Source organism: Salinigranum rubrum (assembly GCF_002906575.1).
In the GTDB taxonomy this organism is placed as follows: Archaea; Halobacteriota; Halobacteria; order Halobacteriales; family Haloferacaceae; genus Salinigranum; species Salinigranum rubrum.
Genome location: NZ_CP026309.1, coordinates 534,813 through 558,823 on the forward strand (window position 1 = coordinate 534,813; position 24,011 = coordinate 558,823).

At 68.3% G+C, this 24,011-nt stretch carries 17 protein-coding genes and 2 pseudogenes; 5 read left to right on the forward strand and 14 right to left on the reverse strand.

The genetic code is table 11. The annotated features are described in order from the left end of the window. Positions 1–5: 5 nt before the first annotated feature. The 4 genes from mutL to C2R22_RS02630 form a co-directional block, all read right to left on the reverse strand. Entirely contained in the window at positions 6–2,324 is a 2,319-nt protein-coding gene (gene mutL, locus C2R22_RS02615; RefSeq protein ID WP_103424282.1) for a DNA mismatch repair endonuclease MutL, read from the reverse strand. Further along, on the reverse strand, positions 2,321–2,857 hold the full coding sequence (locus C2R22_RS02620) for an NUDIX domain-containing protein (protein ID WP_103424284.1): 537 nt from the start codon (positions 2,855–2,857) through the stop codon (positions 2,321–2,323). The genes mutL and C2R22_RS02620 overlap by 4 nt, the downstream gene beginning before the upstream one ends. 188 nt (positions 2,858–3,045) lie before the next feature. Further along, positions 3,046–4,161 (reverse strand): MBL fold metallo-hydrolase, encoded by a 1,116-nt coding sequence (locus tag C2R22_RS02625; protein ID WP_103424286.1) that lies wholly within the window; start codon positions 4,159–4,161, stop codon positions 3,046–3,048. Between the two features lie 238 nt (positions 4,162–4,399). Beyond that, positions 4,400–4,873, reverse strand: a complete 474-nt coding sequence (locus tag C2R22_RS02630) for an Lrp/AsnC family transcriptional regulator (RefSeq protein WP_103424288.1) — start codon at positions 4,871–4,873, stop codon at positions 4,400–4,402. Between the two features lie 161 nt (positions 4,874–5,034). On the opposite strand from C2R22_RS02630, the gene C2R22_RS02635 reads away from it, so the two are divergent. Continuing rightward, a complete protein-coding gene (locus C2R22_RS02635) occupies positions 5,035–6,132 on the forward strand; it encodes a hemolysin family protein (protein ID WP_103424290.1) in 1,098 nt (365 codons plus the stop codon). Positions 6,133–6,189: 57 nt separating this feature from the next. Here the strand turns inward: C2R22_RS02635 and mutS are convergent, their stop codons facing one another. Next, a complete protein-coding gene (gene mutS, locus C2R22_RS02640) occupies positions 6,190–8,883 on the reverse strand; it encodes a DNA mismatch repair protein MutS (RefSeq protein ID WP_103424292.1) in 2,694 nt (897 codons plus the stop codon). A 90-nt stretch (positions 8,884–8,973) separates the two neighbouring features. Beyond that, positions 8,974–10,395 carry a flippase gene (locus C2R22_RS02645; protein WP_162562352.1) on the reverse strand — a complete coding sequence of 474 codons (1,422 nt, stop codon included), beginning with the start codon at positions 10,393–10,395 and terminating at the stop codon, positions 8,974–8,976. A gap of 173 nt (positions 10,396–10,568) precedes the next feature. Here C2R22_RS02645 and C2R22_RS02650 point away from each other — a divergent pair, with 173 nt between their 5' ends. Together C2R22_RS02650 and C2R22_RS02655 are read left to right on the forward strand one after the other, a co-directional pair. Further along, entirely contained in the window at positions 10,569–11,222 is a 654-nt protein-coding gene (locus C2R22_RS02650) for a DsbA family oxidoreductase (protein ID WP_103424296.1), read from the forward strand. A 117-nt stretch (positions 11,223–11,339) separates the two neighbouring features. After that, the gene (locus tag C2R22_RS02655) at positions 11,340–12,026 is read left to right on the forward strand and encodes a class I SAM-dependent methyltransferase (protein WP_103424298.1); all 687 of its coding nucleotides are present in this window, start codon (positions 11,340–11,342) and stop codon (positions 12,024–12,026) included. A 48-nt stretch (positions 12,027–12,074) separates the two neighbouring features. Here C2R22_RS02655 and rbcL read toward each other — a convergent pair whose 3' ends face one another. The 3 genes and pseudogenes from rbcL to C2R22_RS02670 all read right to left on the reverse strand — a co-directional run bounded on the left by rbcL (position 12,075) and on the right by C2R22_RS02670 (position 15,428). Continuing rightward, positions 12,075–13,319 (reverse strand): type III ribulose-bisphosphate carboxylase, encoded by a 1,245-nt coding sequence (gene rbcL, locus C2R22_RS02660; protein ID WP_103424300.1) that lies wholly within the window; start codon positions 13,317–13,319, stop codon positions 12,075–12,077. Positions 13,320–13,394: 75 nt separating this feature from the next. After that, positions 13,395–14,192 (reverse strand): HAD-IIA family hydrolase, encoded by a 798-nt coding sequence (locus tag C2R22_RS02665; protein WP_103424302.1) that lies wholly within the window; start codon positions 14,190–14,192, stop codon positions 13,395–13,397. Positions 14,193–14,277: 85 nt separating this feature from the next. Continuing rightward, positions 14,278–15,428, reverse strand: a pseudogene (locus C2R22_RS02670) (guanosine monophosphate reductase). A gap of 198 nt (positions 15,429–15,626) precedes the next feature. Between C2R22_RS02670 and C2R22_RS02675 the strand changes: the two are divergent. After that, a pseudogene (locus tag C2R22_RS02675) lies at positions 15,627–17,235 on the forward strand (methyl-accepting chemotaxis protein). A 240-nt stretch (positions 17,236–17,475) separates the two neighbouring features. On the opposite strand, the gene ubaA reads toward C2R22_RS02675, so the two are convergent. From ubaA to C2R22_RS02700, 5 genes are all read right to left on the reverse strand, one after another. Continuing rightward, positions 17,476–18,282, reverse strand: coding sequence for an SAMP-activating enzyme E1 (ubaA, locus tag C2R22_RS02680; protein ID WP_103424306.1), 807 nt, complete (start codon positions 18,280–18,282; stop codon positions 17,476–17,478). 78 nt (positions 18,283–18,360) lie between these two features. Further along, a complete protein-coding gene (locus C2R22_RS02685) occupies positions 18,361–19,104 on the reverse strand; it encodes a CPBP family intramembrane metalloprotease (RefSeq protein WP_103424308.1) in 744 nt (247 codons plus the stop codon). 131 nt (positions 19,105–19,235) lie between these two features. Next, positions 19,236–19,826 carry a 50S ribosomal protein L15e gene (locus C2R22_RS02690; protein WP_103424310.1) on the reverse strand — a complete coding sequence of 197 codons (591 nt, stop codon included), beginning with the start codon at positions 19,824–19,826 and terminating at the stop codon, positions 19,236–19,238. 259 nt (positions 19,827–20,085) lie between these two features. Continuing rightward, positions 20,086–20,421: a hypothetical protein gene (locus tag C2R22_RS24805; protein ID WP_162562353.1), complete on the reverse strand. Its 336-nt coding sequence runs from the start codon at positions 20,419–20,421 to the stop codon at positions 20,086–20,088. Between the two features lie 54 nt (positions 20,422–20,475). Then, positions 20,476–23,010 (reverse strand): PAS domain S-box protein, encoded by a 2,535-nt coding sequence (locus tag C2R22_RS02700; RefSeq protein ID WP_103424314.1) that lies wholly within the window; start codon positions 23,008–23,010, stop codon positions 20,476–20,478. 91 nt (positions 23,011–23,101) lie between these two features. Here C2R22_RS02700 and C2R22_RS02705 point away from each other — a divergent pair, with 91 nt between their 5' ends. Next, positions 23,102–24,007 carry a DNA methyltransferase gene (locus C2R22_RS02705; protein WP_103424316.1) on the forward strand — a complete coding sequence of 302 codons (906 nt, stop codon included), beginning with the start codon at positions 23,102–23,104 and terminating at the stop codon, positions 24,005–24,007. The last annotated feature ends 4 nt before the right edge of the window (positions 24,008–24,011 follow it).

The following is a 24,011-nucleotide window of genomic DNA, read 5'->3' on the forward strand; positions in this document are numbered from 1 at the left end:
CGTCGCTACTCCTCGCGCCGCCGTCCCGCGTGTCCCGGGTAGTCCCGCTCGAACCGGTCTTCGATCTCGTCGCGGTCGACTCTGATGATCGTCGGCCGGCCGTGCGGGCAGGCGTAGGGGTTGTCGCAGGCGTCGAGCGCCTCCAGGAGGTCGACGACGCTCCCCTCGGTGAGCGAGGTGTTGCCGGTGACGGAGGGATAGCACGCGAGGTCGGCGATGAGTTCCTCGGCGGCCGCGTCGACCGTCTCTCGCCCCCCGCCGTCCTCGTCGGTCACGAACCCGGTGAGGGCGTCTCGAAGCCGGTCGGGGTCCAGCGTCGCGTCGAAGACCGCCGGCACCGTCCGCACCTCCACGACCCGCTCGTCGACGCGTCCGGCGTGGAAGCCGACCCGCGCGAGCGCCTCCTGGTACCGGTCGAACAGCGCCGCCTCCCGCGCGGTGAGTTCGAGTTCGACCGGCGTCGCCAGCGCCTGCGTCGGCGTCTCGCCTTCCAACTCGGCTTTCAGCCGCTCGTAGTTCACCCGCTCGTCCGCCGCGTGCTGGTCGACGAGCACGAGTCCCTCCTCGCTCGCGGCGACGATGTACGTCTCGTGTAGCTGACCGAGGACCCGAAGGCGCGGCAGTCGGTCGAACGTCCGGTCGAGGTCGACCGCGCTTCCCGCGAGCGTCCGCTGTGTCGCGGGCCCGACGACGGGCCCCGCCTGTGCGTCTGCCGACGGCGACGCTGCTTGCGCCGTTGCCTCGTCGTCGCTGTCGCTGTCACGGTCGCTGTCGACGCCGTCCGCTGCGTCCCTCGCGTCCCCCGCCGGCGTCCCCGCCGAGTGGGCCGACGCGGACAGAGCCGTCTGTTCCCTCTCGTCGGTTGCGTCGGCTGTTTCCTCCGCGTCGTCCGGCGCGTGGGGGTCTGTCACCGGTTCCCGGCGGTGCCACGCTCCCGTCCCCGACTGCTCGTCGGCGTCGCCGCCGTCGTCGGCCGGTTCGACCTCCCGTTCGCCGTCGGCGCCAGCGGCTTCCGCTTCGGGTTCCGGTGGCGTCGCGTCGGTTGCGGTCGACGATGTCGACTCCTCCTCGTCGGCTGTCGACGACGTCCCCTCCGACGTCGACTCCTCGCGTTCAGTTCCCGTCGACGCCGGTCGCGAATCGGCCCGTGACGCCCGTTCCGGGCGGCGGCCGTCCGTCCGTCCGCCGCGGCGTTCCGGTTCCCCGACGGCTTCCGAATCCGGTGGCTCGGGTCTGATCTCGGTCTCTGCGGCCTTCGACCGACCGCGCGGCGCCGCCGAACGGATCAACCCCGATTCGATGAGCGCGGACTCGACGCCCTCGCGAACGGCGCGCCGTACGCCCTGTTCGTCGTCGAACCGCACCTCCATCTTCCGGGGGTGGACGTTCACGTCGACCGTTTCGGGTGGAACCTCGACGAAGAGCACCGCGAAGGGGTAGCGGTCCGGGGCCAACTGCCCGCCGTAGGCGTCCAACACCGCTTCTCTGAGGACCGGGCTCGTCACGTACCGCCCGTTGACGAACGTCGAGAGGTACTCCCGCGTGCTTCGTGTGGTCTCGGGGTCGGAGACGAGGCCCTCGACGCTCACCCCGTCGGTCCCGCCGTCGACGCGCGTCATCGACTCGGCGACTTCCCTCCCGTACACCGAGAGCACCGCCGCCTCGCGGCTCCCCCGACCCTCGGTGGCGAACACCTCGCGGTCGTCGTGTTCGAGCGACACCGCGACGTCGGGGTTGGCGAGCGCGTACTGCGTGACGACGGTGTTTATGTGGTCGAACTCGGTCGCCTCGGTCTTCAGGAACTTGCGCCGGGCGGGCGTGTTGAAGAAGAGGTCGCGCACCTCGACGACGGTGCCCTCCGGACAACCGGCGGGGCTCACCGACTCGACCGCGCCGCCCTCGTAGACGAGTTCGGTTCCCCGAGCGCCGCCGCGCGGCTTCGAACGGATGGTCATCCGCGAGACGGCGCCGATGGTGTGGAGCGCCTCGCCGCGGAACCCCAGCGTGCCGACGCCGGCCTCCAGGTCGTCGATGTCTCGTATCTTGGAGGTGGTGTGCTCCTCGACCGCGGTTCGAAGCGCCGACTCCGTCATCCCGACGCCGTCGTCTCTGACCCGCAACTCGCGCGTCCCGTCGCCCTCGACGGCGACCGAGACGCGCGAGGCGTCGGCGTCGAGGCTGTTCTCGACGAGTTCTTTCACGACCGAGGCGGGTCGCTCGACCACCTCACCGGCGGCGATGCGCTGGACCGTCCCCGCGTCGAGCGCGCGGATGTCGTGGTCGGGCGCTTGCTCATCCCCGCCAGCGTCTCCCCCGTCGCTCATCGCTCGTCGTCCCCGTCTCCGCCTCTCGCGCCCTCTCCGTTCGTCAGCGACTCGCTGCTCCTGTCGGTTCCAGTCGCGTGAACGGCCGTCCGCTCCCACCGGGGTTCGTCGACCGACTCCGCGAGCACCCGGCGGAGGCTCCGGTACTCGTCGACCTGTTTGAGGGTGGTCGCCCCGACTTCAGAGAAGTCCCGCCACGCGAACGCGACGTGTTCGTCGCTGAGTTCGACTCCGTCGCCCTCGAACGCACACCGGTAGACGACGGCGAACTTGCCGCGTTTCTTCTTCGGCTTCAGCTTCCGAACCGCGGTTTCGACCGGATCGGCCGTCGTAATCGAGAGCCCCGTCTCTTCGAGAACCTCCCGTTCGAGGCTCTCGAACGCCGTCTCGCTGTACTCGACCTTCCCCCCGGGGAGTTCCCACGTCCCGTCGGGGTTGCGGAGGACGAGCGCCTCCCGGTGTTCCTCCCCGTCCCGCGCCCGCGTGAGGATGCCGCGCTGGACGACCCGCGCCCACATGTTCTTGCCCATCATCGACCCTCCCGGGGCCGTGGGGACTGCGCCGCCGACCGGGACCGAGGCGGAAACTGGAGCCGGGATGAGGACCGAGTCGCGTTCATTGCCCGATGGGACGGGCGAGTCACGTATCAATCCCGTGGCTCTCTCACCCCGACCGAAGGCCCTACCCCACCCGTCCGCGTGAACTCTCGTCCTCGAACAGTTCAACTTGCCGAACAGTTGTTCGGGCCGAGTTCCAGTTCCGCGGCCTCGTCGGTGAGCGGTTCCTCGCCCCAGTTGATCGCCTTGATCTCCTCGTAGTTCGAGGGGGTCGAGCCGAGGCTGTCGACGATGGCGTCGACGAAGTCGCTCTCGTCGTCGATGGCGACGACGTCGGTGTTCCGCACGAGGCCGTAGAGGGTCGTCGCGAGCGGTCGGAGTTCCTCGTCGCTCATGTGTCCGGGCAGGACGAGCGTGTCGTCGGGGAGTTCGCGGAGTCGCTGGACGCTCTCGTAGAGTTCACGCGCGGCGTCGCGGACGGCGTCCTCGTCGTCTCCTTCGAGGTCCGGTCGACCGACGCTGCGGTGGAAGAGCGTGTCACCCGACAGCAGCGCGGTGCCCACGTGGAGCGCGACGCTCCCCGGCGTGTGACCGGGCGTGTGGAGCACCTCGACCTCGCGGCCGCCGACGGACACCGTCTCGCCGTCGGACAGCGGGGTGTACTCGGTCAGTTCACCGCTGTCGGCCTCGTGAAGGTAGTAGGGGACGTCGAGTCGGTCGGCGAGGACCGGCGCGCCGCTCACGTGGTCCGCGTGGGCGTGCGTATCGATGGCCCCGACGATTTCGACGCCCAGGTCGTCGGCCAGGTCGACGTACTCGTCGGCGTAGAGGCTGGGGTCGACCGCGACCGCCTCACCTCGGTCGTGGACCAGGTAGGAGACACACCCCGTCCCCGGTCGGATCACCTGTGTGACGCCGTCGGCACCGTCGACGTCGAACCGGCGGTGAACCGATCCCCACCCCTCCATTCCGTCCGTCACCGTCCGCGCCTCGTAGCCACGGTCGCGGAGGAACTGCGCCGCCCGGGCCGACGTGATACCGGCGACACAGACGACGGCGAACTCCTCGTCCATCGGCAGTTCGTCCGTCGCGTCGTCCAGTTCCGCGAACTCATGATCCAGGAGTTCGTCGTAGATGGGCACGTTGTGACTGCCCTCTATCGACCACTCCTCGTACTCGTCCTCGTTCCGAACGTCGAGGACGAACAGGTCCTCCCGACGCTCCGCGACGGTCTCCGGACTGATCTTGGCCGGCGCGTCGACAGCACTGTTGTTTGACATACACAATTCTACGAACACCCTTCAAAAAGACGTTGGGCCTGCAATCGCCACGCGTCGGTCGTCCGGCGTCGAGCGACCCGTCCCAGCAACCTCGTCGCGCCGAGGAGACGGGTTCCTCTGGAACAAGACGAGCACGACGGCGAGGGGACTCGACGGGCACCCGGGCCGTGCCGACTGTCGACGTGACGACCCAGCGAGGGACGCGGCCTTCGAGAGCCGACGTCTCCCGCCGTCGCAGCTACGCTCCGTCGGCACGCTCGAATCGAGCGTACGGTCGGCGGTGTGTGTTCCGAATCAGGTCCTCGTCCGAGACGCGAAGCCCCAGGTCGTCCAACTCTTCACCGATTCTGCTCAGGTCGTCGCCGTCGGCCCCGACCGCCTGAACCAGGACGTTCCCTTCCCCGGTCATCACCTCCAGTACTTCCACGACACCGGGGACGTCTGCGGCCGCCTCGGCGAGGTTCTCACGCTCGGGGATCGGGGCCGTACAGACGATGAGCGTGAACAGCTGATACCCCGCCGCTTCGTAGTCGACGTCCGCGTGGTAGCCACGTAGTATCCCGTTCGCCTCCAGCCGCCGGGTTCGGTTCCGAACGGTGCTCGCCGACACGTCGAGCGTCTCCGAGATGTCGTTCGACGACGTGCGGCGCGCGTCCTGCTGCAGTCTGTACAGTATCTGTTTGTCGAGATGGTCCAGTTCCAGAGTCGGCACACCTCATACCGTGCCGTGCCCACGGTTAACTTTGGGTGTGATATTGTCGGTTTCTCAGCTGAGGCGGGTTTCGTAATCAGATTCGCAACAGGGTATATACTTGCAAAAACAACCACAGCATTATAACGCGTCGAGCGGGAACGCATGGGTACCGATAATCGATGAACCCAGTAGAGATTAGTCTGCGTCTCGTCGCCGGCCTCGCGCTCATTCTGACGAACGGCTTCTTCGTCGCCATCGAGTTCGCGTTGACGCGCGCCCGGCAGTTCACCGAGGACGAGTTCGTGGACGGCAACCCCAAACTCGAACGCGCGTGGAAGATGACACAGGAGCTAGAGCTCTACCTCACGACCTGTCAGGTCGGTATCACCGCGTCGAGTATCGCGGTGGGTATCGTCGCCGAACCGGCGCTGGCGGCGCTCTTCGAGCCTTTCTTCGCCGGAACGACGCTCGCGACGGTCGGTGCCGGTGCCCTCATCGCGTATCTGATCATCAATCTCGTCCACCTCACCCACGGCGAGCAGACCCCGACCTATCTGGGCGTCGAGCGTTCGCGGATGGTGTGTCGGTACGGCGCGGCACCGCTTCACTGGTTCTACGTCGTCATCTCGCCGCTGATCACGCTCGGTGACTGGGTGGCGAAGTGGACGCTCCGACTGTTCGGCGTCGAGATGACCGGGGCGTGGCTCGAAGCCGAGGAGGACGCCATCGAGTCCCGAGCGCAACTCCGCAATCGACTGAGCTCTCTGCTGGAGCGGGGGGAGATATCCGACGAACGGCACGACGAGGTGGTGGGCGCGCTCGAAGCCGGCACCACCGAAGTCAGAGAGGTGATGGTCGACGAGCGGGACATCGTCTTCCTCTCGACCGAGTCGTCGGTCGAAGAGAACCTCCGACGGATCTCACAGACGCCGCACACTCGCTACCCGCTCATCGGTTCGAGCGTCGAGGAGGTCGAAGGAATCGTCTACATCCCGAGCGTCGTCGACCGGACCGAGGACCTGAAAGCCGGGACGGTGACGTTCGAAGAACTCGCGGCGCCGCCGATGACGGTTTCGGCGGACACGACGATCAGCGACGCTATCGACCGGTTCCAGGCCGAACGGCAGGAACTGGCGGTGGTTCTCTCGGAGGGGGAGGTCGTCGGACTCCTCACGGCGACCGACGCCTTCGAGGCGGTGATGGGAGAACTGGAGGACCCGCTCGACGGACGGGGGGACCCCGACCGGTCCGACCGGGGGCAACCGTCACCCACGTAGGGACGACGACCCGGACGTCGCAGCCACCGGGTATCGAGTGGCGGCAGGCGTCGGACCTCACTCGGTGTCGAGCCGCCGCTGCCACTCCTGTACTCTCCCCATGAGTTCCAGCGGTGACGTGTCGTTCACGTCCGTTCCGCGCAACTCGTCGAGCACGGCCTCGAGTTCGGGGTCGAGCCCCCCGCCGTCGCTGGCGGCTTCCTCCGTCGCCGTCGCCTCTGTCGTCTCCGTCGTCCTCCCCGACCCGCCTTCGGCGGCGAACTGGCCGCTCCCGAGGTCGAACACCGCCTGGACCGGCGCTCCACTCGACCCGCCCTTCGCCTCGATGGCTTTCTCCTCGCGGAGACGGTCGAGTACCTCCGACGCTCTGGCGACCACTGGCTGCGGGACACCGGCGAGGTCGGCGACGTGAATCCCGTACGAGCGGTCGGTCGCACCCTCCTCGACGGTTCGGAGGAACGTCACGTCGCCGTCGCGCTCCTCGGCGGCGACGTGGACGTTCGCCACCCGCGGGAGGTGCTCAGCTAGAGAAGTGAGTTCGTGGTAGTGGGTCGCGAACAGCGTTTTACACCTGATCTCGTTGTGGAGGTACTCGGTGGCGGCCCAGGCGATGGAGATACCGTCGTACGTCGCCGTCCCCCTCCCCACCTCGTCGAGGATGACGAGCGACTCGTCGGTCGCGGAGTGTAGGATGTTCGAGAGCTCCTGCATCTCCACCATGAACGTCGACCGGCCCTGCGCGAGTTCGTCGAGCGCGCCCACTCTGGTGAAGATGCCGTCGACGACGCCGACCCGTGCCGACCGGGCCGGAACGAAACTCCCGACCTGTGCGAGCAGCGTGATGAGCGCCGCCTGCCGCATGTACGTCGACTTGCCCGACATGTTCGGGCCGGTGACGATGAGGAAGTCCCGTTCCTCGTTCGCGTGCCCGCCCGCCCGCTCTCGGCTGGCGGCGACCCCTCCGCCCATGTAGAGGTCGTTCGGGACGAACTCCGTCGTCTGCTCGACGACCGGGTGTCGTCCCGCCTCGATTTCGATGGGCCCAGGCTCGGTGAGGGTCGGTCGCGTCCAGTCCTGTCCGGCGGCGTGAGTCGCCAGCGAGACGAGCGCGTCCACCTCCGCCAGCACGCGCCCGACGTCCTGCAGCAACTCGGCGCGCTCCCCGATGCGGGTTCGAAGCTCGCAGAACAGTTCGTACTCCAGGTCGGCGCGAGCCTCCTCGATTCGGAGGACCTCCCGCTCTCTCTCCTCTAGCTCGTCGGTGACGAACCGCTTCGAGTTCTTCAGCGTCTTGATCTCCCGGTAGTGCTCCGGCACCTGGTCGGCCACCGACTTCCCGACCTGGATGTAGTACCCGTCGGTGCGGTTCCGGTCGACGGTGACGTGACTGAGGCCGTGTTCGCGTTTCTCCCGGGCGGCGAGCGAGTCGAGCCACTCTCGGATCTCGGCGTGCCGCTCGATGAGTTCGTCCAGTTCGTCGTCGTACCCCTTCCGGAGGAGTTCACCCTGCGTCACCGTCTTCGGCGGGTCGTCGGCGAGCGCCGCGTCCAACTCGCCGTGGAGGTCGCGGGCGGCCTCGCGGTCGGGACGCCCGACGACCTCGGCGAGCGGGGAGTTCGCGAGCGCCGACTCCTCGATGGCCTCCGCGAGCGAGGGGAGCAACGCGAGCGTGTCGCGGATCGAGAGGAGGTCCGACGCGTCGGCTCGCCCGCCCGCGGCACGGGAGGCCAGCCGTTCGAGGTCGTAGGCGCCGTCGAGCGTGTCTCTGAGACGCTCGCGGGCCAGCGCGTGGGTGGCGAGCGCCTCGACGCAGTCCAGCCGTCGCTCGATTTCGTCTCTGTCCCGCCGCGGGCGCGTCACCCACTCTCGCAGGAGGCGACCCCCGGCGCTCGTCACGGTGTGGTCGATGGCGTCGACGAGCGACCCCGAGCGGTCGCCGTGCATCGTCTCCGTGAGTTCGAGGTTCCGCTGCGTCGTCGCGTCGAGCGTCAGGTGGTCGGTCGGTTCGTAGGTTCGAAGGCGCGTCATCGACGCCGTCACGCCCGCGTTCGTCTCGGTGACGTACGCGAGCACGGCCCCGGCGGCCCTCACGGTCACCCCCTCGCCGAGACCGACGCTCTCGGCGGCGTCGCCGAACTGTTCGCGGAGGGCGTGTCGCGCCCGCCCGGGGGCGAACGCCTCCGTCTCGAACGTGGTGAGCTTCACTCCCTGGTCGCGGACGCGCCGGAGGAACGCGTCGTCGCTTCTGACCTCGGGTCCGGGGAGGAGTTCGACGGGGTCGAAGCGGTACAGCTCCGACCCCGCCGCGTCGGCACCCTCGACGCTCGTCACGAGGAACTGGCCGGTCGTGACGTCCGCGAACGCCAGCCCGTAGCGGTCGCCCTCGCGGACGACGCTCGCGAGGTACTGGGCGTCCTCCCGAGAGGTTTCCAGCAGGGTCCCGGGCGTGACGACGCGCGTCACCTCGCGGGCGTGACCGCCGTCGGTCTCGTACTGCTCCGCGACGGCGACCCGGTACCCGCGCTCGACGAGCGCCTTCAGGTAGGGCGTGAGGTCGTCGAGCGGGACGCCGGCCATCGGATACGACGACCCGTGAGAGGACTTCTGTGAGACCTTCAGATCCAGTTCCCGACCCACGGTCTCGGCGTCGTCGGCGAAGAACTCGTAGAAGTCGCCGCACTGCATCGCCAACAGGTCCGCGTCCGTCTCCTCCTTCAGCGAGAGAAACTCGCCGACGATCCCTTGCGGCATTGTGGATACCTCCGGCGCTCGGCTGGTAAAACACTGTGGGTCGACCGCTGCTCTCGTCCACGGTCCGCGTCGGTGTGACCGCGGACGCGTTCAGCCGCGTCGGTACGTCCGGACGTAGTCGAGCGCCAGCGCCCGGAGGGTCGGCACGGCGAGGATGCCCGCGACGAACGTCACCACCCCGACGAGAACGACGCCGACGAGGCCCGGAACGTCGGAAACGGTGACGACCGACTGGACGCCGACGAGGACGCCGCCCATGACGGCGGAGACGGCAGTCACGCGCAGGACGTTCCCGACGGGGAGTCGGTAGGCAATCTCGGTCCGGAGGTACCACGCCCGCTGGACCATCCCGACGGTGAAGGCGAACGTCGTCGCCACCGCGGCCCCGATGAGACCGTAGCGAGGGATGAGTGCCACGTTGAGCACGATGTTGAGGACCGTCGAGACGACCGTCGCGCGGGCGACGAGGTCCGGGCGGTCGATGCCGAGGAGGACGCGCCCGACGACGGTCTGGACTGCCTCGGGGACCTTCCCCGCGATGAGAACGACCAGAACGAGGCTCGCCGCGGCGTACTCCGGACCGAACAGGAGACCGAGAATCTCCCTTGCGAAGACGAGCGTCCCGAACACGGCCGGGATGACGAGCGCGACCGACGGCAGGAGGGCGTTGCTGATGAGCCGACCGACGCGCTCGCGGTTCCCGCTGGTGCTGAACGCGCTCGCCTGTGGGAGGAGCGAGACGCCGAGCGCGTTCGGAAACAGGAGGGTGATGGCCGCGACCCGCCAGGCGACCTCGTAGGCGCCGACGTCGGCCTGTGTGAGGATGAGCCCGATGATGAGGACGTCCGTCCAGCTGTGTACCTGAACGCCGAGCGCCGGGATGATGTTGTACTTCGTGTACGACAGCAGCGAGCGAACCGACGCCATCGACGGCCGCGCCGGTCGGGTGTCGAGTTTGGCGATTCCCCAGAGGAACGAGACGACACTCCCGACGATGACGCCGTAGATGAGGCCGATCGGTCCCATCCCGAAGCCGAGGACGAAGACCGCGCCGAGCAGGGCGTAGACGACCTGGTTCGCGAGGAACAACACGGCCGTCTCGCCGACGCGAAGCTCCCCGCGCAGGGTGGTCGTCGCGATGGTCGCCAGCTGTGAGGCCCCGACGGTGAGTATCAACAGGCCCGCGACGGGTTCGCCCACGTAGCTGTTCACGGGCCCGCGGAACGCGAGGAGGAGCGCCACGACGCCCAGGAAGCCGGCGAACTTCAGGACGATACCGCTGCCGAGTATCGTCTCCCGGGACGCTCCCTCGCTGAGCCGTTTCTCGATGGCGGTGTTCAGTCCGAGGTCGATGCCGGACTCGAGCACGCGAAAGAGCGCCTGGAAGAGGAAGAACGCGCCGATGCCCGCCGGGCCGAGTTCGCGGGCGAACACGGTGACGGCGAGGAAGCCGATACCCGCGTTCGCCACGTTGACGACGAACAGTTTTGAACTCGACCGGGTGACGCTCATCGGGGACGTGTGCCCGATTCTTGGCGGATGGAATAAACACACCGCCTCGCGCATTTCCCCTCAACCGACTGTAGTCTCTCGGTTCTGGTCGGAACGGCCCGTGGCTCGGGGCTGCTGTGCGCCCGCCGTCCGAACGGACAACGCTCTTGCGGGTGCGTCCCTCACAGCCGTGTATGAGCACTGACGTCGACGCCGACGCGGACGCCGAGACGCCGACCATCACCGTCTACTCGGACTACGTCTGTCCGTTTTGCTATCTCGGTCGCGAATCCCTCAGTCGGTACCAGGATACGCGCGAGGACGAGTTGGAAATCGACTGGCACCCGTTCGACCTCCGGAGTGGGAAGCGCAACCCTGACGGCAGCATCGACCACTCGGTCGACGACGGGAAGGACGACGCGTACTACGAACAGGCGAAACAGAACGTTCGTCGACTGCAGGAGAAGTACGACGTCGAGATGAACCTCGAACTGGCGACCGATATCGATTCACTCCCGGCACAGGTCGCCTCGTACTACGTGAAAGAACACTACCCGTACGAGACGTGGCTCGACTTCGACGAGTCGGTCTTCGCGGCGCTGTGGCGAGAGGGAAGAGACATCGGCGACACCGAGGTGCTCGTCGAACTCGCCGAGGAGGCGGGAGTCGACGGCGACGAGGTCCGGTCGGCGCTCGCGGACGACGCGTTGAGAGCGGAGGTCCGCGAGCGGTTCACCGAGGCCCAGCAGGTGGGCGTCACCGGCGTCCCGACGTTCGCGTACGACGGCTACGCCGCCCGCGGTGCCGTCCCGCCCGAGCACCTCGAACGACTGGTCGAAGGCGTCTGAGCCTACTTGCGACACGGGGTGGAGCGCGAACTCGCCGGCCTGCCTCTCTTCGGTCGCCATCGACTCGATGAATAACTATATTCATTGATGCACCGTTTTGGTTATTAATGAATATAAATGGTCTCTGATTCTTCCTACGAAATCGAGGACTTCGCGTTCATCGGGCGGACGCTCCCCGAGTACCGGCGGATGCTGAATCTGGATCCGAAGTCGCTCCGCGGGCAGACCGTTCTGGACTGTCCGTCGGGCACGTGTTCGTTCGTCGCCGAGGCGTGTGCGCGTGGGGTGGACGTCACCGGCGTCGACCGACTGTACGACCGCACTCCCGCGTCGTTAGCCCGGACGGCCGCTCGGGACATCGCGCGGACGAGTGCGGCGTTCGCCGGCGTCGAAGACCGGTTCGTCTGGGAATTTTACGACGACGTGTCGGACCTCCGGACGTACCGCGAGGCGGCCGCCTCGGCGTTCCTGCACGACTACGCCCACCACGGTGAGCGATACGTCGAGGCGTCGCTTCCGCACCTCCCGTTCGCCGACGACGCGTTCGACGTGGTCCTCTCCGCGCACTTCCTGTTCCTGTACGACGACCGGCTGTCGACGACGTTTCACGTCGATTCGGTTCGGGAACTGCTCCGCGTCGGCCGCGAACTCCGCGTCTTTCCCCTCCACAACCTCGACGGCTCGCGCTCGTCGGTCGTCGAGACGGTGGCCGAGACGTTCCGAGACGAGGGGCGCTCCGTAACCATCGAGCCTACTTCGTTCGAGTTCCAGAGGGGGGCGAACGAGCTTCTGAGGCTCCGCTGAGCGGCCTGATCTCCCGACCGACGGAGTGGCAGTCGCGACGACACGGGCTTATCGCGGCGTCTCCGTCCCCCACTTCTCCATCGCGACGGCGAGTTCAGGGTAGTCCGTCGCATACTCTTCGAGCGACACCCCGGCGACCGTCGCGTCCGTCGCCTGCCGGAGCGCCTTCGCGCCGTCGTGAGTCCCGCCGGGGTGGCCGTGGATGCCGCCGCCGGCCTGGATACAGACGTTCGTCCCCACCCGGGAGACGAGTTCGGGGACGAGCCCCGGATGCAACCCGCCGGAGGCCACGGGGAGCACGTCGCGTAGCCCGTACAGGTCGGAGTACAGCCACTCGTTGATGCCGACGGTGTCCTCGTTCGCCAGTTTGCCTAAGTCGGCGGTACCGGTGTGGATCTGGTCGACACCGCACAACCGTGCTAGCTGGGCGATGACGCGCATCGACACCCCGTGAGTCTCGATTCGGTCGAACGCGGCGTGCATCGCGCGGTGGGCGTGGATGGCGACCCCGTGGCTCTCGCAGGCGTCCCGAACCGTCTGGACCGCGCCCCACCCCGTCGTCACCACGTCGACCATCACGTACTCACAGCCCTCCTCGGCCGCCCTGTCGACCCGTTCGAGCATGTCGTGGGTCGGTCCCGTGACGTTGACCAGATAGGACTTCGACTCGCCCGTCGCTTCTTCTGCCTCGTCGCGCGCCGCCAGCGACTCCGTCAGGCGGTCTTCGTAGGGGTTGAACGACTGGTCGGTGAGGTTCTCGTCGTCCTTCAGCAGGTCGATACCGCCCAGCCACGCCTCGCGGCCGACGCGGACGTGTTCCTTCGTGGGCAGGCCGACCTTCGGCTTCGGCACCGTCGCGAGGATGGGCCGGTCGCCCGCGTCGAAGATTTCGTCCCGCACGCGCGACCCGAACTGCGGCCCCGGGAACGAGGTGGCGAGCCCTTCGGGCCACCGACAGTCGAGCAACCGGATTCGCTCGACTGCCTTCATCCCCATGATGTTCCCCGCGATGCAAGAGAGCACCTGCGGCATGTTCCCCGGCTCGAACAGCGCGTCGGGGTAGGCGACGGTCACCCGGGAGCCGTCGATGTCGCAGGCCGTCGCGCTCAGGTCGACGCATTCCTCGACCTGGAGTTCGGCCCACGTCCCGTTCGAACTCTCGGACGCGACTCGGGAGGCGGCGGCCTCTATCTCCATGTCGGCCGCCGGCTCGACGTGGAACTCACAGACGAGGTCGGCGTCCGACGGCTCGTACGAGAGGTCGAGGAAGTCCTCGTAGGTGATCCCTGTCATGTGTTCTCGTCCAGCACGTTCGAGTAAATACCCACCGATGGTCGGGTCGCTCGCGCGCCCGTCCGCGCGCCCGACTCACCCGCTCGCGTCGTCGAGTACCCGTTCGATGTCGGCGATGGAGTCGAGGACGTAGTCCGGATCGACCTCCGACCCGGAGAGCGCCGCGTCGTCCGTCACGCCGGTTCGGACGAGGACGGTCGTCATCCCCGTCTTCGAACCCATCTCGATGTCCGTGTCGAGGCGGTCGCCGACGAGGAGACACCGCTCGCTCGGGACGCCGAGTCGGTCGAGCGCGAACCGGGCGGCCACCTCGCTCGGTTTGCCCGCGACGACGTCGGGTCCGCGGCCGGTCATCCCCTCGACGGCCCCGATGACGACCCCCGCGCTGGGGAGGATGCCGTCCGTGCCGGGCTTGGTCCGGTCGGGGTTCGTCGCGACGATGGGTGTCCCGGGCGTGACGGCGCGGAGCACCCGGGTGAAGAGGTCGTGGTCGAGGCCGGTGTCGAGCGAGAGGACGACCACGTCCGTCGCCGCGGGGTCGTCGGTGAGAGAGAGCCCCGCCTCCGAGAGCACCTGCTTCAGGTCGGGTTCGCCGACGACGAACAGGTTCTCCTCTCGGTGTTCGCGTCGAAGGTAGTCGGCGGTGACGACGCCCGCGGTGACGATGTCCGCGGGGGAGGCGTCGATGCCCATCCCGGCCAACTTCTTCACGTAGTTCTCGGGCGACTTCGTCGGGTTGTTGGTGAGAAACTGGACGGCGACGCCGGCCTCACGGAGCGTGTCGATGGCTTCTCTGGCTCCCTCGATGGGTGTGTCACCACGGTACAGCGTACCGTCCATGTCGACGAGCGCGCCCGCGAATCTCGACTGCATGCGCCGGGCTATGGGTGCAGAGACATTACGTGTGGGGGCTCCGTCCCGGTCTCCGAACGGACGCCGCTGGCCGCGCCGGTTTCGGCTACTGGGGGGGTGTCTGCCGGCCGTTGGTCCGTCCGGCGGTGTCGTCGTCAGCGCCGACCGGCGCGTTCTCCGCCGACCCGTGACCCCCGTCGTGTTCGCGGCCTCGGTTCGCGGCCCCGGACGTCAGGCGGACGCCGTGTGCTCCCTCGCGTTCGGCGGCACTGGGGGAGACGCGGACGAACTCGGCGTTCGCGCGCGCCTCCGCCAGCGTGTGACCGCCGCAGTACGACACCCCCGAACGGACCCCCAGAGGAACTCGGTCGTCTTCGGTTCGAGCGCCCCCGCGTACGGCGTCAGTCCCTCGACGCCCTCGTCGACGCCCGGGCCGTTGTCCGTCTTGTCGCTGCGGGCCTCGTTCGCGGCGGTCGTCGACATGCCGCGCGTCCGTTTGAACCGCTGGCCGTCGGCCGTGACGACCTCGCCGGGTGCCTCGTCGGTGCCGGCGAAGAAGCTCCCCAGCATCACGGCGTCGGCCCCGGCCACGAGCGCCTTCACCGCGTCGCCCGAGGTGCGGATGCCGCCGTCGGCGACGATACCGACGTCGAGGTCGGCCGCGGCCTCGGCGCAGTCGTCGACCGCTGTCAACTGGGGCATCCCCGCGCCCGTCACCTGTCGCGTGGTGCAGTGTGACCCCGGGCCGACGCCGACCTTCACGGCGTCCGCGCCCGCGGCGGCGAGGTCCTCGACGCCCGCGGCCGTGACGACGTTACCGGCGACGAGGTCGACGTCGAACGCCTCGTCGAGTTCGGCGACGGCGTCGAGACAGCGCTCCATGTGTCCGTGGGCGACGTCGACGACGACCACGTCGACACCGGCGTCGACCACCGCTGCCGCTCGGGCGCGGTAGTTCTCGTCGATGCCGACCGCCGCGCCGACCTGTGCGCCCGCGTCGCTCGCCCGACGCACCGCGTCGGCCTGCTCGTCGACGGTCAAAAAGCGGTGGACGACGCCGAGTCCACCGACGGCGTCGAGGGCGACTGCCGTTTCCGTCTCGGTGACCGTGTCCATCGGCGCCGACAGCACCGGCGCGGTCAGTTCGACGTTCGGGGTGAGGCTCGTCGTCAGGTCGACGTCGCTCCGGCTGTCGACCGGCGACCGCTTCGGTACGACCAGTACGTCGCCGTACGAGAGTCCCTCTCTGACATCCATCTGTGACCTCGACAACACAAGCGGCTCTCCGGTATATGTCTGTTGGAACGGAAGCCAGCGTCGCTCTCGATAATCGCACTCGCGTGCTCGCGCTCGTCTCCTCGGCGAACCGTTCTCACGGGATTCGAATCTCAATTTTGAAAACCAGTGGCGAGGACTTATCAGACTCTCGACGGTGAGCCACTGTATGTTCGACGCATTGCGAGGCTGGCTCGCGTCTCTGGGGGAACGCCAGCCCGACGCCGAGGCGGACGGCGGCATACGACTGAACGAGACGGGGACGCTCGCCGCGAGCGCACGCGAGTTCGAACTCGACCAGCTACTCGACGGGGTGGGGGCCCCCCTGTTCGCACTCGACGCGGAGGGGCGCGTCGTCATCTGGAACTCGGGAATCGAGGATCTCACCGGCGTTCCCGCCGAGGACGCCCTCGGCATCAGCCACGTGAGTGAGGCGTTCTACCCCGACGGTCGCCGCGCGCAGACGCTCGCCGACAAGGTCCTCGAACACCCCGAGGACGCCGACCGCGAGTTCGGTCTCGACCGGATGGAGGCGGACACGCGCCTGTACACCGACTCCAGCGTCATGACCGACCGCCACGGCGTCGACCGCCACATCAGCTTCAACGCGATGCCGATCTACGACGGGGACGAACTGACCGGCGTGGTCGAGGTGGTCCACGACCGGACCGACGAGGTCGAAAAGAGCCAGCAGACGCAGGCGCTCGTCGACGAACTCGGCCGGACTATCCGCTCGGTCGGCGACGGAAACCTCGACGCCCGTGCGTCGTTCGTCGACGACAAGGGCGTCCTCTCCGACGACCTGCTCGTCGTGCTCGACGAGTTCAACGAGATGGCCGAGCGGTTCGAGACGCTCACCGCCGAGGTCGACGGGACGACACACACACTGAGCGACGCGATTCACCGCGCGGCCGACGCCGCGAGCGAAATCGAGTCGCAGGTCCACGACCAGAACGAACTCCTCGAGAAGGGTGCCGACGAGATGCAGGACCTCTCGGCGTCGATGGAGGAGATCGCCGCCACCTCCGACGAGGTCGCCTCGGCGGCCGAGCAGGTTCAGACGGCGGCAGAGGACGGACAGCACGCCGGCGAGAGCGTCCGGGCGGCCACCGACAACGTCATCGGCATCTCCGACGAACTCCTCGCGAGCGTCACCGAACTGCAAAAGCGGATGGGCGCCATCGAGGAGGTCGTCGAGGTCATCGCCGAGGTCGCGGACCGGACCAACCTCCTCGCGCTGAACGCCAACATCGAGGCCGCGCGGGCGGGCGAGGCCGGTGACGGCTTCTCCGTCGTCGCCGACGAGGTCAAACAGTTGGCGAATCAGACGCACGAACACACCGAGGAGATCGCGACGAGCATCGAGAAGCTCCAGTCGCAGGCCGACAAGACGGTCGAGGCGAGCGAGGCCTCCCACGAACAGGTCGAGGTCGCCTCCGGGGAGATCGAGGACGTTCTCGACTCGCTCGAGGACATCGCCGAGGCCGCCGACGCCGCGGCGAACGGCGTTCAGGAGGTCGCCCGCGCGACCGACGGCCAGGCGACGAACATCGAGGAGGTGACGACGACCATCCAGACGATCCGCGAGCGCGCCCACGAGACGGAGGACGCCAGCAACGACATCACCGACGCGACGAGCCACCAGTCCGTCGCTATCGACGACCTCCAGGCGCAGGTCGACGAACTCTGCGGCCGAACCGACTCGACGATGGACGTCTCCGAGGACGCCCAAATGGCGCGCTCCGACGGTGGTCGCCCCGAGCAGTCCGGGTTCGACTTCGACCGCTGACACGGCTTCTTCTGGGTTCGTCCGCTGCTCCGTTCCGACCGGTTCGTCGACGTTCTCGACTCCTCTCCTCGGGGCAGACAGCGGACGTGGCCTCACCGCGCCCGTGTCTCGCGGGACCGCTGTCGCCTCCGCCACTCCCACGGCGCTGCACGACTCACACCCGCTCGCTCAGTCGTTCACCCGCTCTCGGCGTCCGATTCTGTCCCGTCCACGGGGACTCGCCGGGGCTGCTCGCGCGTATCAGTGACTCACCGTACAGCCGCCGCTGTACTCGACGTTCGCCACGCTCTCGATCGGGTCGTCGCCGCAGACGGGACAGTCGGGGTTCTGCCGGTAGGGGACGGTCTCGAACGTCATGTCCATCGCGTCGTAGAAGAGGAGCCTCCCCGCCAGCGTCTCACCGGCGTCCAAAAGGAGCTTCACCGCCTCGGTCGCCTGGATACACCCGACCGTGCCGGGGAGTACCCCCAGCACTCCGGTCGTCGCGCAGTCGGGGACCGTTCCCGGTTCGGGCGCTTCGGGGAACAGACACCGGTAGCACGGGCCACCGGGGTGGATGGTCGTCACCTGTCCCTCGAACTTGTAGATGGCGCCGTGTGCCAGCGGCGTGTCTGTGAGCTGGCAGTAGTCGTTCAGGAGGTAGCGCGTCGGGAAGTTGTCCGAGGCGTCGACGACGACCGCGTAGTCGTCGACGACGTCCACCCCGGACCGGTCGAGCCGGGTCTCGTACGTCTCCACCTCGACGTCGGGGTTGAGCCGCTCGACGAACGACCGCGCGCTCTCGGTCTTCGGGACGCCGACGTCGGCGTCGGCGTGGATGACCTGCCGCTGGAGGTTCGACCGCTCGACCACGTCGTCGTCGACGACGCCGAGGCGGCCGACGCCGGCCGCGGCGAGGTACTGGATGACCGGCGAGCCCAGCCCACCGGCACCGACGACGAGGGCGCTCCCGTCGAGCAGGCGCTTCTGTCCCTCCGGTCCGACCTCGTCCATGATGATGTGCCGCGAGTATCTGTCCAGCTGTGTCGCGTCCAGAGAGAGGCTCATACCCCCGGATTCGAGACGCGCGCGTATAAGCTCCGTCCCCCCTCTCGTTCCTTCGCCAGTCCCCGCTGCTCACTGGCCTCAGAACAACGCCGCGGCCAGGAGTGCCCGGACCAGACTCGCGACGGCGTGGGCCACGACGGCCGCGGCGAGGTCGTACCGCCAGTAGAGGGAGCCGAACACGACGCCGCCGACGAACGGGCCGACGGCAGCGGCCCCGATTGCGAGGAGGTCGACACCGCCGACTGCCGCGGCAGGAACCGCCGCGGCGCCGCCCAGTGTCGCCGCCGCGAGGATGCCCGCCCACACGCTCGTCCGCGTCACCCCGCCGTCGGTGGCCGGGCGCGTCGTCCACGCGACCCAGACGACGAACGTCATGACGCCGAACCGGAGGACGAGTTCGGTGACGACGCCGCCCGCGACGCTCGCGAGGACGGCGAGCGCCCCGCCGTCGACCCACCGGTCGAGGAGGGCCGGGTCACCACCCGCCGCGGCCACGACACCGTGGAGGCCGAGCGTGAGGAGCGTCACCCCCACGCCGACCAGCGCCGGGAGCCGGTAGGCGCGGACGCCGTCGCCGGGGAGACGGTCGGGAGCGAGGGTCCGCAGCCCCACGTCCGGGGCGAGCGCGGCACCGACGAACGCCGCGAGGCCGACGCCCCCGACGCCGCTGACGATGATGACGACCAGCGCCAGCCACCGCGGGACGTCCGCCAGCGGCTCCAGCGCCGTGACGAACGGGATGGTTCCGAGCACGGCTAACACCCCGACCGCGAACGGCGGGCCGACCCGCCGTGGGCTCACGAGCCGTGTCTCCAGTGCCATATCGGTGTGCAAGTCGTCGTCGGTTAAGAAGGCACGTACACGCGGCCGTCGTCGGAGCCGTGTCTCGGTTCGAGACGCGACGGAGCCACGACTCCGCGTGACGAGCGAACGGCGTGAGAACGGAGGGGGTTCTACTTGCCGCGGCGGCGGCTCGAACCCTGGCTCGGGCGGATGTGTTCCGTCCCCTTGCCACGGTTGTTGAGACCGCGGTTCGCCTTGCCGGCGTTGGTCAGTCCGCGGAACGCGCGCCCGGTGTGGTTGTCGTCACAGATCCAGTTGAGCTCCGAGTCGCTCTGGATGGCGGGATGGACGGGGTCCACGAGGATGACCTCGTGCCACTTCTGGGAGCCGTCCTCGCCGACCCAGTAGGAGTTGAGCACGCGCATGTTCGGGTGCTTCCGTGCGGCGCGCTCCTCGGCGATGCGCTGGATGTTCTTGCGACGACCGATGCGGTTGACGCCCTGACGCTTCGAGCGGCGACCGGCCTTGTGCCGCTGCTTGCGGGCGTTCCCCTTGCGGACGGAGACGCGAACGACCGTAATGCCCTGCTTGGCCTTGTAGCCGAGTTCGCGCGCCTTGTCCAGCCGCGTGGGTCGGTCGATGCGGACGATAGCGCCCTGGTCGCGCCACTCCTGCTTTCGTTGCCACTGCAGCTCGGCGAGTTTCCCCTCCTTGGGGTTTCGCCAGGCTTCCTTGATGTGTGAGTAGAAGCTTCGTGCCATGATTTACACCGCGGGCGCTTGCGATTCAACGTCGGCTCTCGCCTCCCGGAGACGTCGTGTCTCCCGTGTCACATTTCGTCCCGTATCCCCGGAGGGGCTCACGGGTGCCCACTGGCGTGCCCGCGGGCCAGCGAGTTACCCGAACTTTCCCCGTCGCGCTGTTAAGGACTTCGAATCGGCACGGCTCCGGGTCACGTTCCGTTCGCGGGAACCGAGGACGCCAGCGGGGACGCCAGCGACGGGGCGACAGAAGAGCGCGTCAGCAGGTCGCGACGAGTTCGAGCCACGCCGCGACGGACGTGCCGCTGTCCGTGAGGACGACTGCGTCGCCGTCGCGGTCGACGAGGTCGGTTCGTTCGAGTTCCGGGAGGACGAGGTGGTGTAGCGTGACGGACGGTGTGCTCCACTGGTTCGTGTCGTCGTCTTCGAGCATCGCCGAGAGCGAGTCGAACGGCACGCTCCCGCCGTGACGACGAAGGACGGAGAGCACGTGTCGCCGCCGCTCTGTGGTGATCACACCGAACAGTTCGTCAGCGGTGAGTCCGGTCTCTGCCGTGGGTAGATGGGCGTCTACTGTCGTGGGTGGGGAGGGCATGTCGGTACGATCACCTCGTCTACGTTCTCTCCTCAACCGGTATGAGAAATTGGGCTAACTGATTAGGTTCTTCGACTCGTAGAGCGCTTCGAACACGCGACGCTGTGCGAGTCGGAGGTGCTTGTGGAACGTCGGCGGGGTGATGTCCATCGTCTCCGCGAGCGCCGCGCCGTCGGTCGTTCGAGGCCAGTCGAAGTAGCCGCTGAAACACGCGAGTTCGAGTGCGGTCGACTGCCGCTCCGTGAGTCGGTCGTTCACGACCGATCGGAACGCCGCGGGCGTCCGCGCCGACCGGGTCGTCGTCCGCTGCGCTTGCAGATCGAGGTCGGGGTACGTCTCGGTGATCACGTCGACCGCCTCGCGGACGTTCGTGGCGGGTACCTCGACCGTCAGCGACAACTCACCCCCCTCGACGCGCGCCGAACGCATCCGGCTGTCGAACCGCCTGAACTGCGAGACGAGCGCCGCACCCGTGGTCCGGAGTTGGACGCGCGGTCCCGTCCCGTCGGTGTCGATAACCCTCGTCCCCCTGACGGTCTCGAACGCCTCGCAGGCGGCGGCGAACTGTGTCGGTTCGACACCGCTGACGCTGTAGTGCGCGACGTAGGTGTCGTCGCCGACCGGGACGATTCGGTCGACGACGAACTCGAACGAGGCTTCGGGGCCGAGCCGTTCGGTGAACGGCGTCGCGAGGGCGTTCGAGGTGAACTCGAGGCTGGCGACGCTGTCGTTGACCAGGACGTTCTTCCGTTCGAGCGCGCTGACCGCGAGCCCGACCGCCGTGCCGAGTTCGGCGAGCAACGCGCGCTCGTTCGGGTCGAACCCCTCCCGGCCGGACCGGAGGGCGAGCACGCCGAACGTCCGGTCGTCGTACCGAAGCGAGAGCGCGGCGGCGTCGCCGTCGGTCACCACGCGCCCGGCCGCGTCCGTCGCCTCGGCGACCAGCGACGGAACCGCCGCCCGCCATCCCGTCTCGTGCCACGGTTCGCCGCTGCCCGTCGTGATCGGGTCGCCCGTCCAGCGCTGGGTGCCGATGGCCGCTTCTTGGTACGTGTCGTCGTCGACGAGCCGCTCGCAGACCAGTCGGTAGATGCCGTCGCGTGTCTCCGCGCGCATCGCGCCGTGGATGGCGTCGAAGACGCGGAGCGCGAGACGGTTGAGCCGTTCGACCCGCTCGCGGTGCTCTCTGAGGGCGTTCTCACGCCGCTTGCGGGCCGAGATGTCCCGGACGACGCCGATTCGCTCGTATCCGTCGCTCGTTTCGAGCAGCGAGAACGTCGCTTCCGCCGGAAACGACTCGCCCGCTCTGGTTTCGAGCCTCGCCTCCAGCGTGGCCTGCTGGCGTCGTCCCTCGACGAGTGCGCTCTCCAGTTCCTTCGCCGTCGTGCGGACGTCGTCGTCGACGACTGTGGACGCGTGCGACCCGAGCAGCTCCGCGCGTGGCCACCCCGTCATCTCGACGTACGCCTCGTTCACGAGCGTGAACCGTCCCTCCGGGTCGACGGTGTACACGCCGTCGCTCAGCGTCTCGAACACCGTCTCGTACCGTTCGAGTTCGCGCTCGCGCTCGTGGCGGTCGACCGCGCTCGCGAGCAGGGCGGCGACGCTCCTGACGAAGTCGGCGTCCTGTCCGGAGAACGACCGGCTCGTGGTGTCGTGCGCTCCCAGTATCCCCCACGGCTCCTCCAGCGAGCCGATGACGGCGCTGATCCCGCTCTCGACGCCGTGGTCGGCGAGGAGCGGCGGATCGGTGAACCGGGTCTCGGTCGACAGTTCCTCGACGCGAACCGGTTCGCGCTGCTGGAGCGTGTAGCCGGCCTGCGAGTTCGTGTCCGCCGGGACGGTCGCCGTGCCGACGACACCGGGGTCCCACCCGACGCCCGACCGGAGGTGCAGTTCGCTCTCCTCGTCGTGCAGGTCGAGCACCTTGCAGCAGGCGACGTCGAGCGTGTCCACGACCGTCTCACAGACGTGGTGCATGAACTCGTCGATGTCGGTGGCGGCCAGCGCACGCTGTCCGAGTCGCGCGACGACGTGCTGTTGACGGACGTGCGCGCGGACCTCCCGCTCGCGGCGGACGCGTTCGGTGACGTCCCGGAAGTAGACCGACAGCCCCGTCTCCGAGGGGTACGCCTCGACGGCGAAGGTGGTGTCCAACGGCGGGTAGTGCTCTTCGAAGGACACCGACTCCTGCGTCTCCATCGCTCGACGGTACTCTCTCTCGAAGGTGGACCCGACCGCCTCGGGGAACGTCTCCCAGATGGGTCGCCCGCGGAGTTCGTCCGCCGTCCGGCCGAGGAGACGCTCCGCCTGGTCGTTGAGGTGGGTGAACCGCCAGTCGGTGTCGACGGCGAAGAACGCGTCCGTGATTCGCTCGTACACCTCGGCGTCCGGTGGCGACAGCCACCAGACGCGGGCGCGCGACCCGACCTTCTTGGTCTCGACGTCGGCCTCGTCGGCCAACCGGGAGAGGTGTTTGTGTGCCGTTCGGCGCACACAGCCGACGGTCGTCGCCACCTCGGTCGCCGTCATCGGCTCTCCCGGGTGTCGCTGGAGGCACCGATACACCCCCGCTCCCACATCACTCATACCTCCCGTTCCGAGTCGGAGACGGTAAGTGTTCCTTCGAAGGAACGGCCCGCCCGTGGTGCTTAATCCCCCTCACGTCGTAGGCTAGCGAATGACGGACGACCCGGCCGAGCGGGACGACCTGAAGCCACACCAGCGGGTCGTCGACGGCCGCGGCGTCTACGACGAGCGCAACCGCCTCAACGACCTCACCGGCCGCGAGTGGAAGTTCGCCACCAAGTCGGTCATCACCGAGTCGTACCCTCCGGACTTCCAGCACGACTTGCGTTCCGAACACGGGGGACAGAAGCCGCCTCGGCTCTGCCTGGACCTCGTCGAACGGTTCAGCAAGGCCGGCGACCTGGTGTTCGACCCCTTCGCCGGCGTCGGCGGCACGCTCTTCGGGGCGAGCCTCGCCGAGTACGAGGGCACCGGCCGTCGGGAGGCGGTCGGGTTCGAGCGGGTACAGCGGTGGGTCGACCTCTATCACACGGTCCTCGACCGGGAGAACGCCGACCGCGCGGCGCGCGGGGAGGGACCGTTAGCGGCGGGGGAGATGCGCCACGGCGACTGCTCGCGACTCGTCCGTGACCTCTCCTCCGAGAGCGTCGACCTCCTCCTCACCGACGTCCCGTACTGGTCGATGGACGCCGTCTCACAGACGCGCAACCCCGACCGAACGAGAGCGAGTAAACTCGGTCGGTTCGACCTCGACGGCGACGACGCCCCACAGTCGAAAGCGGAGTGGCTCTCCGAGATGGCCGCGTCGTTCGACTCGTTCTCGCGGGTGCTCCGTGCGGGGGCGTACGTCCTCGTGTTCATCGGCGACATGTACCGCGAGTCGTCGTTTCACTTCCTCTCGGCGGACCTCGCCCGGGCGCTCCAGTCGACGGGGCTCACCCTGAAGGCCGACCTCATCTGGTACGACCCGACGAAGTCGTTGCACGTCTACGGCTACCCCTTCGCGTTCGTCCCCTCGATGGTCCACCAGCACGTCCTCGTCCTCCGCGCGGAGTGAGTCT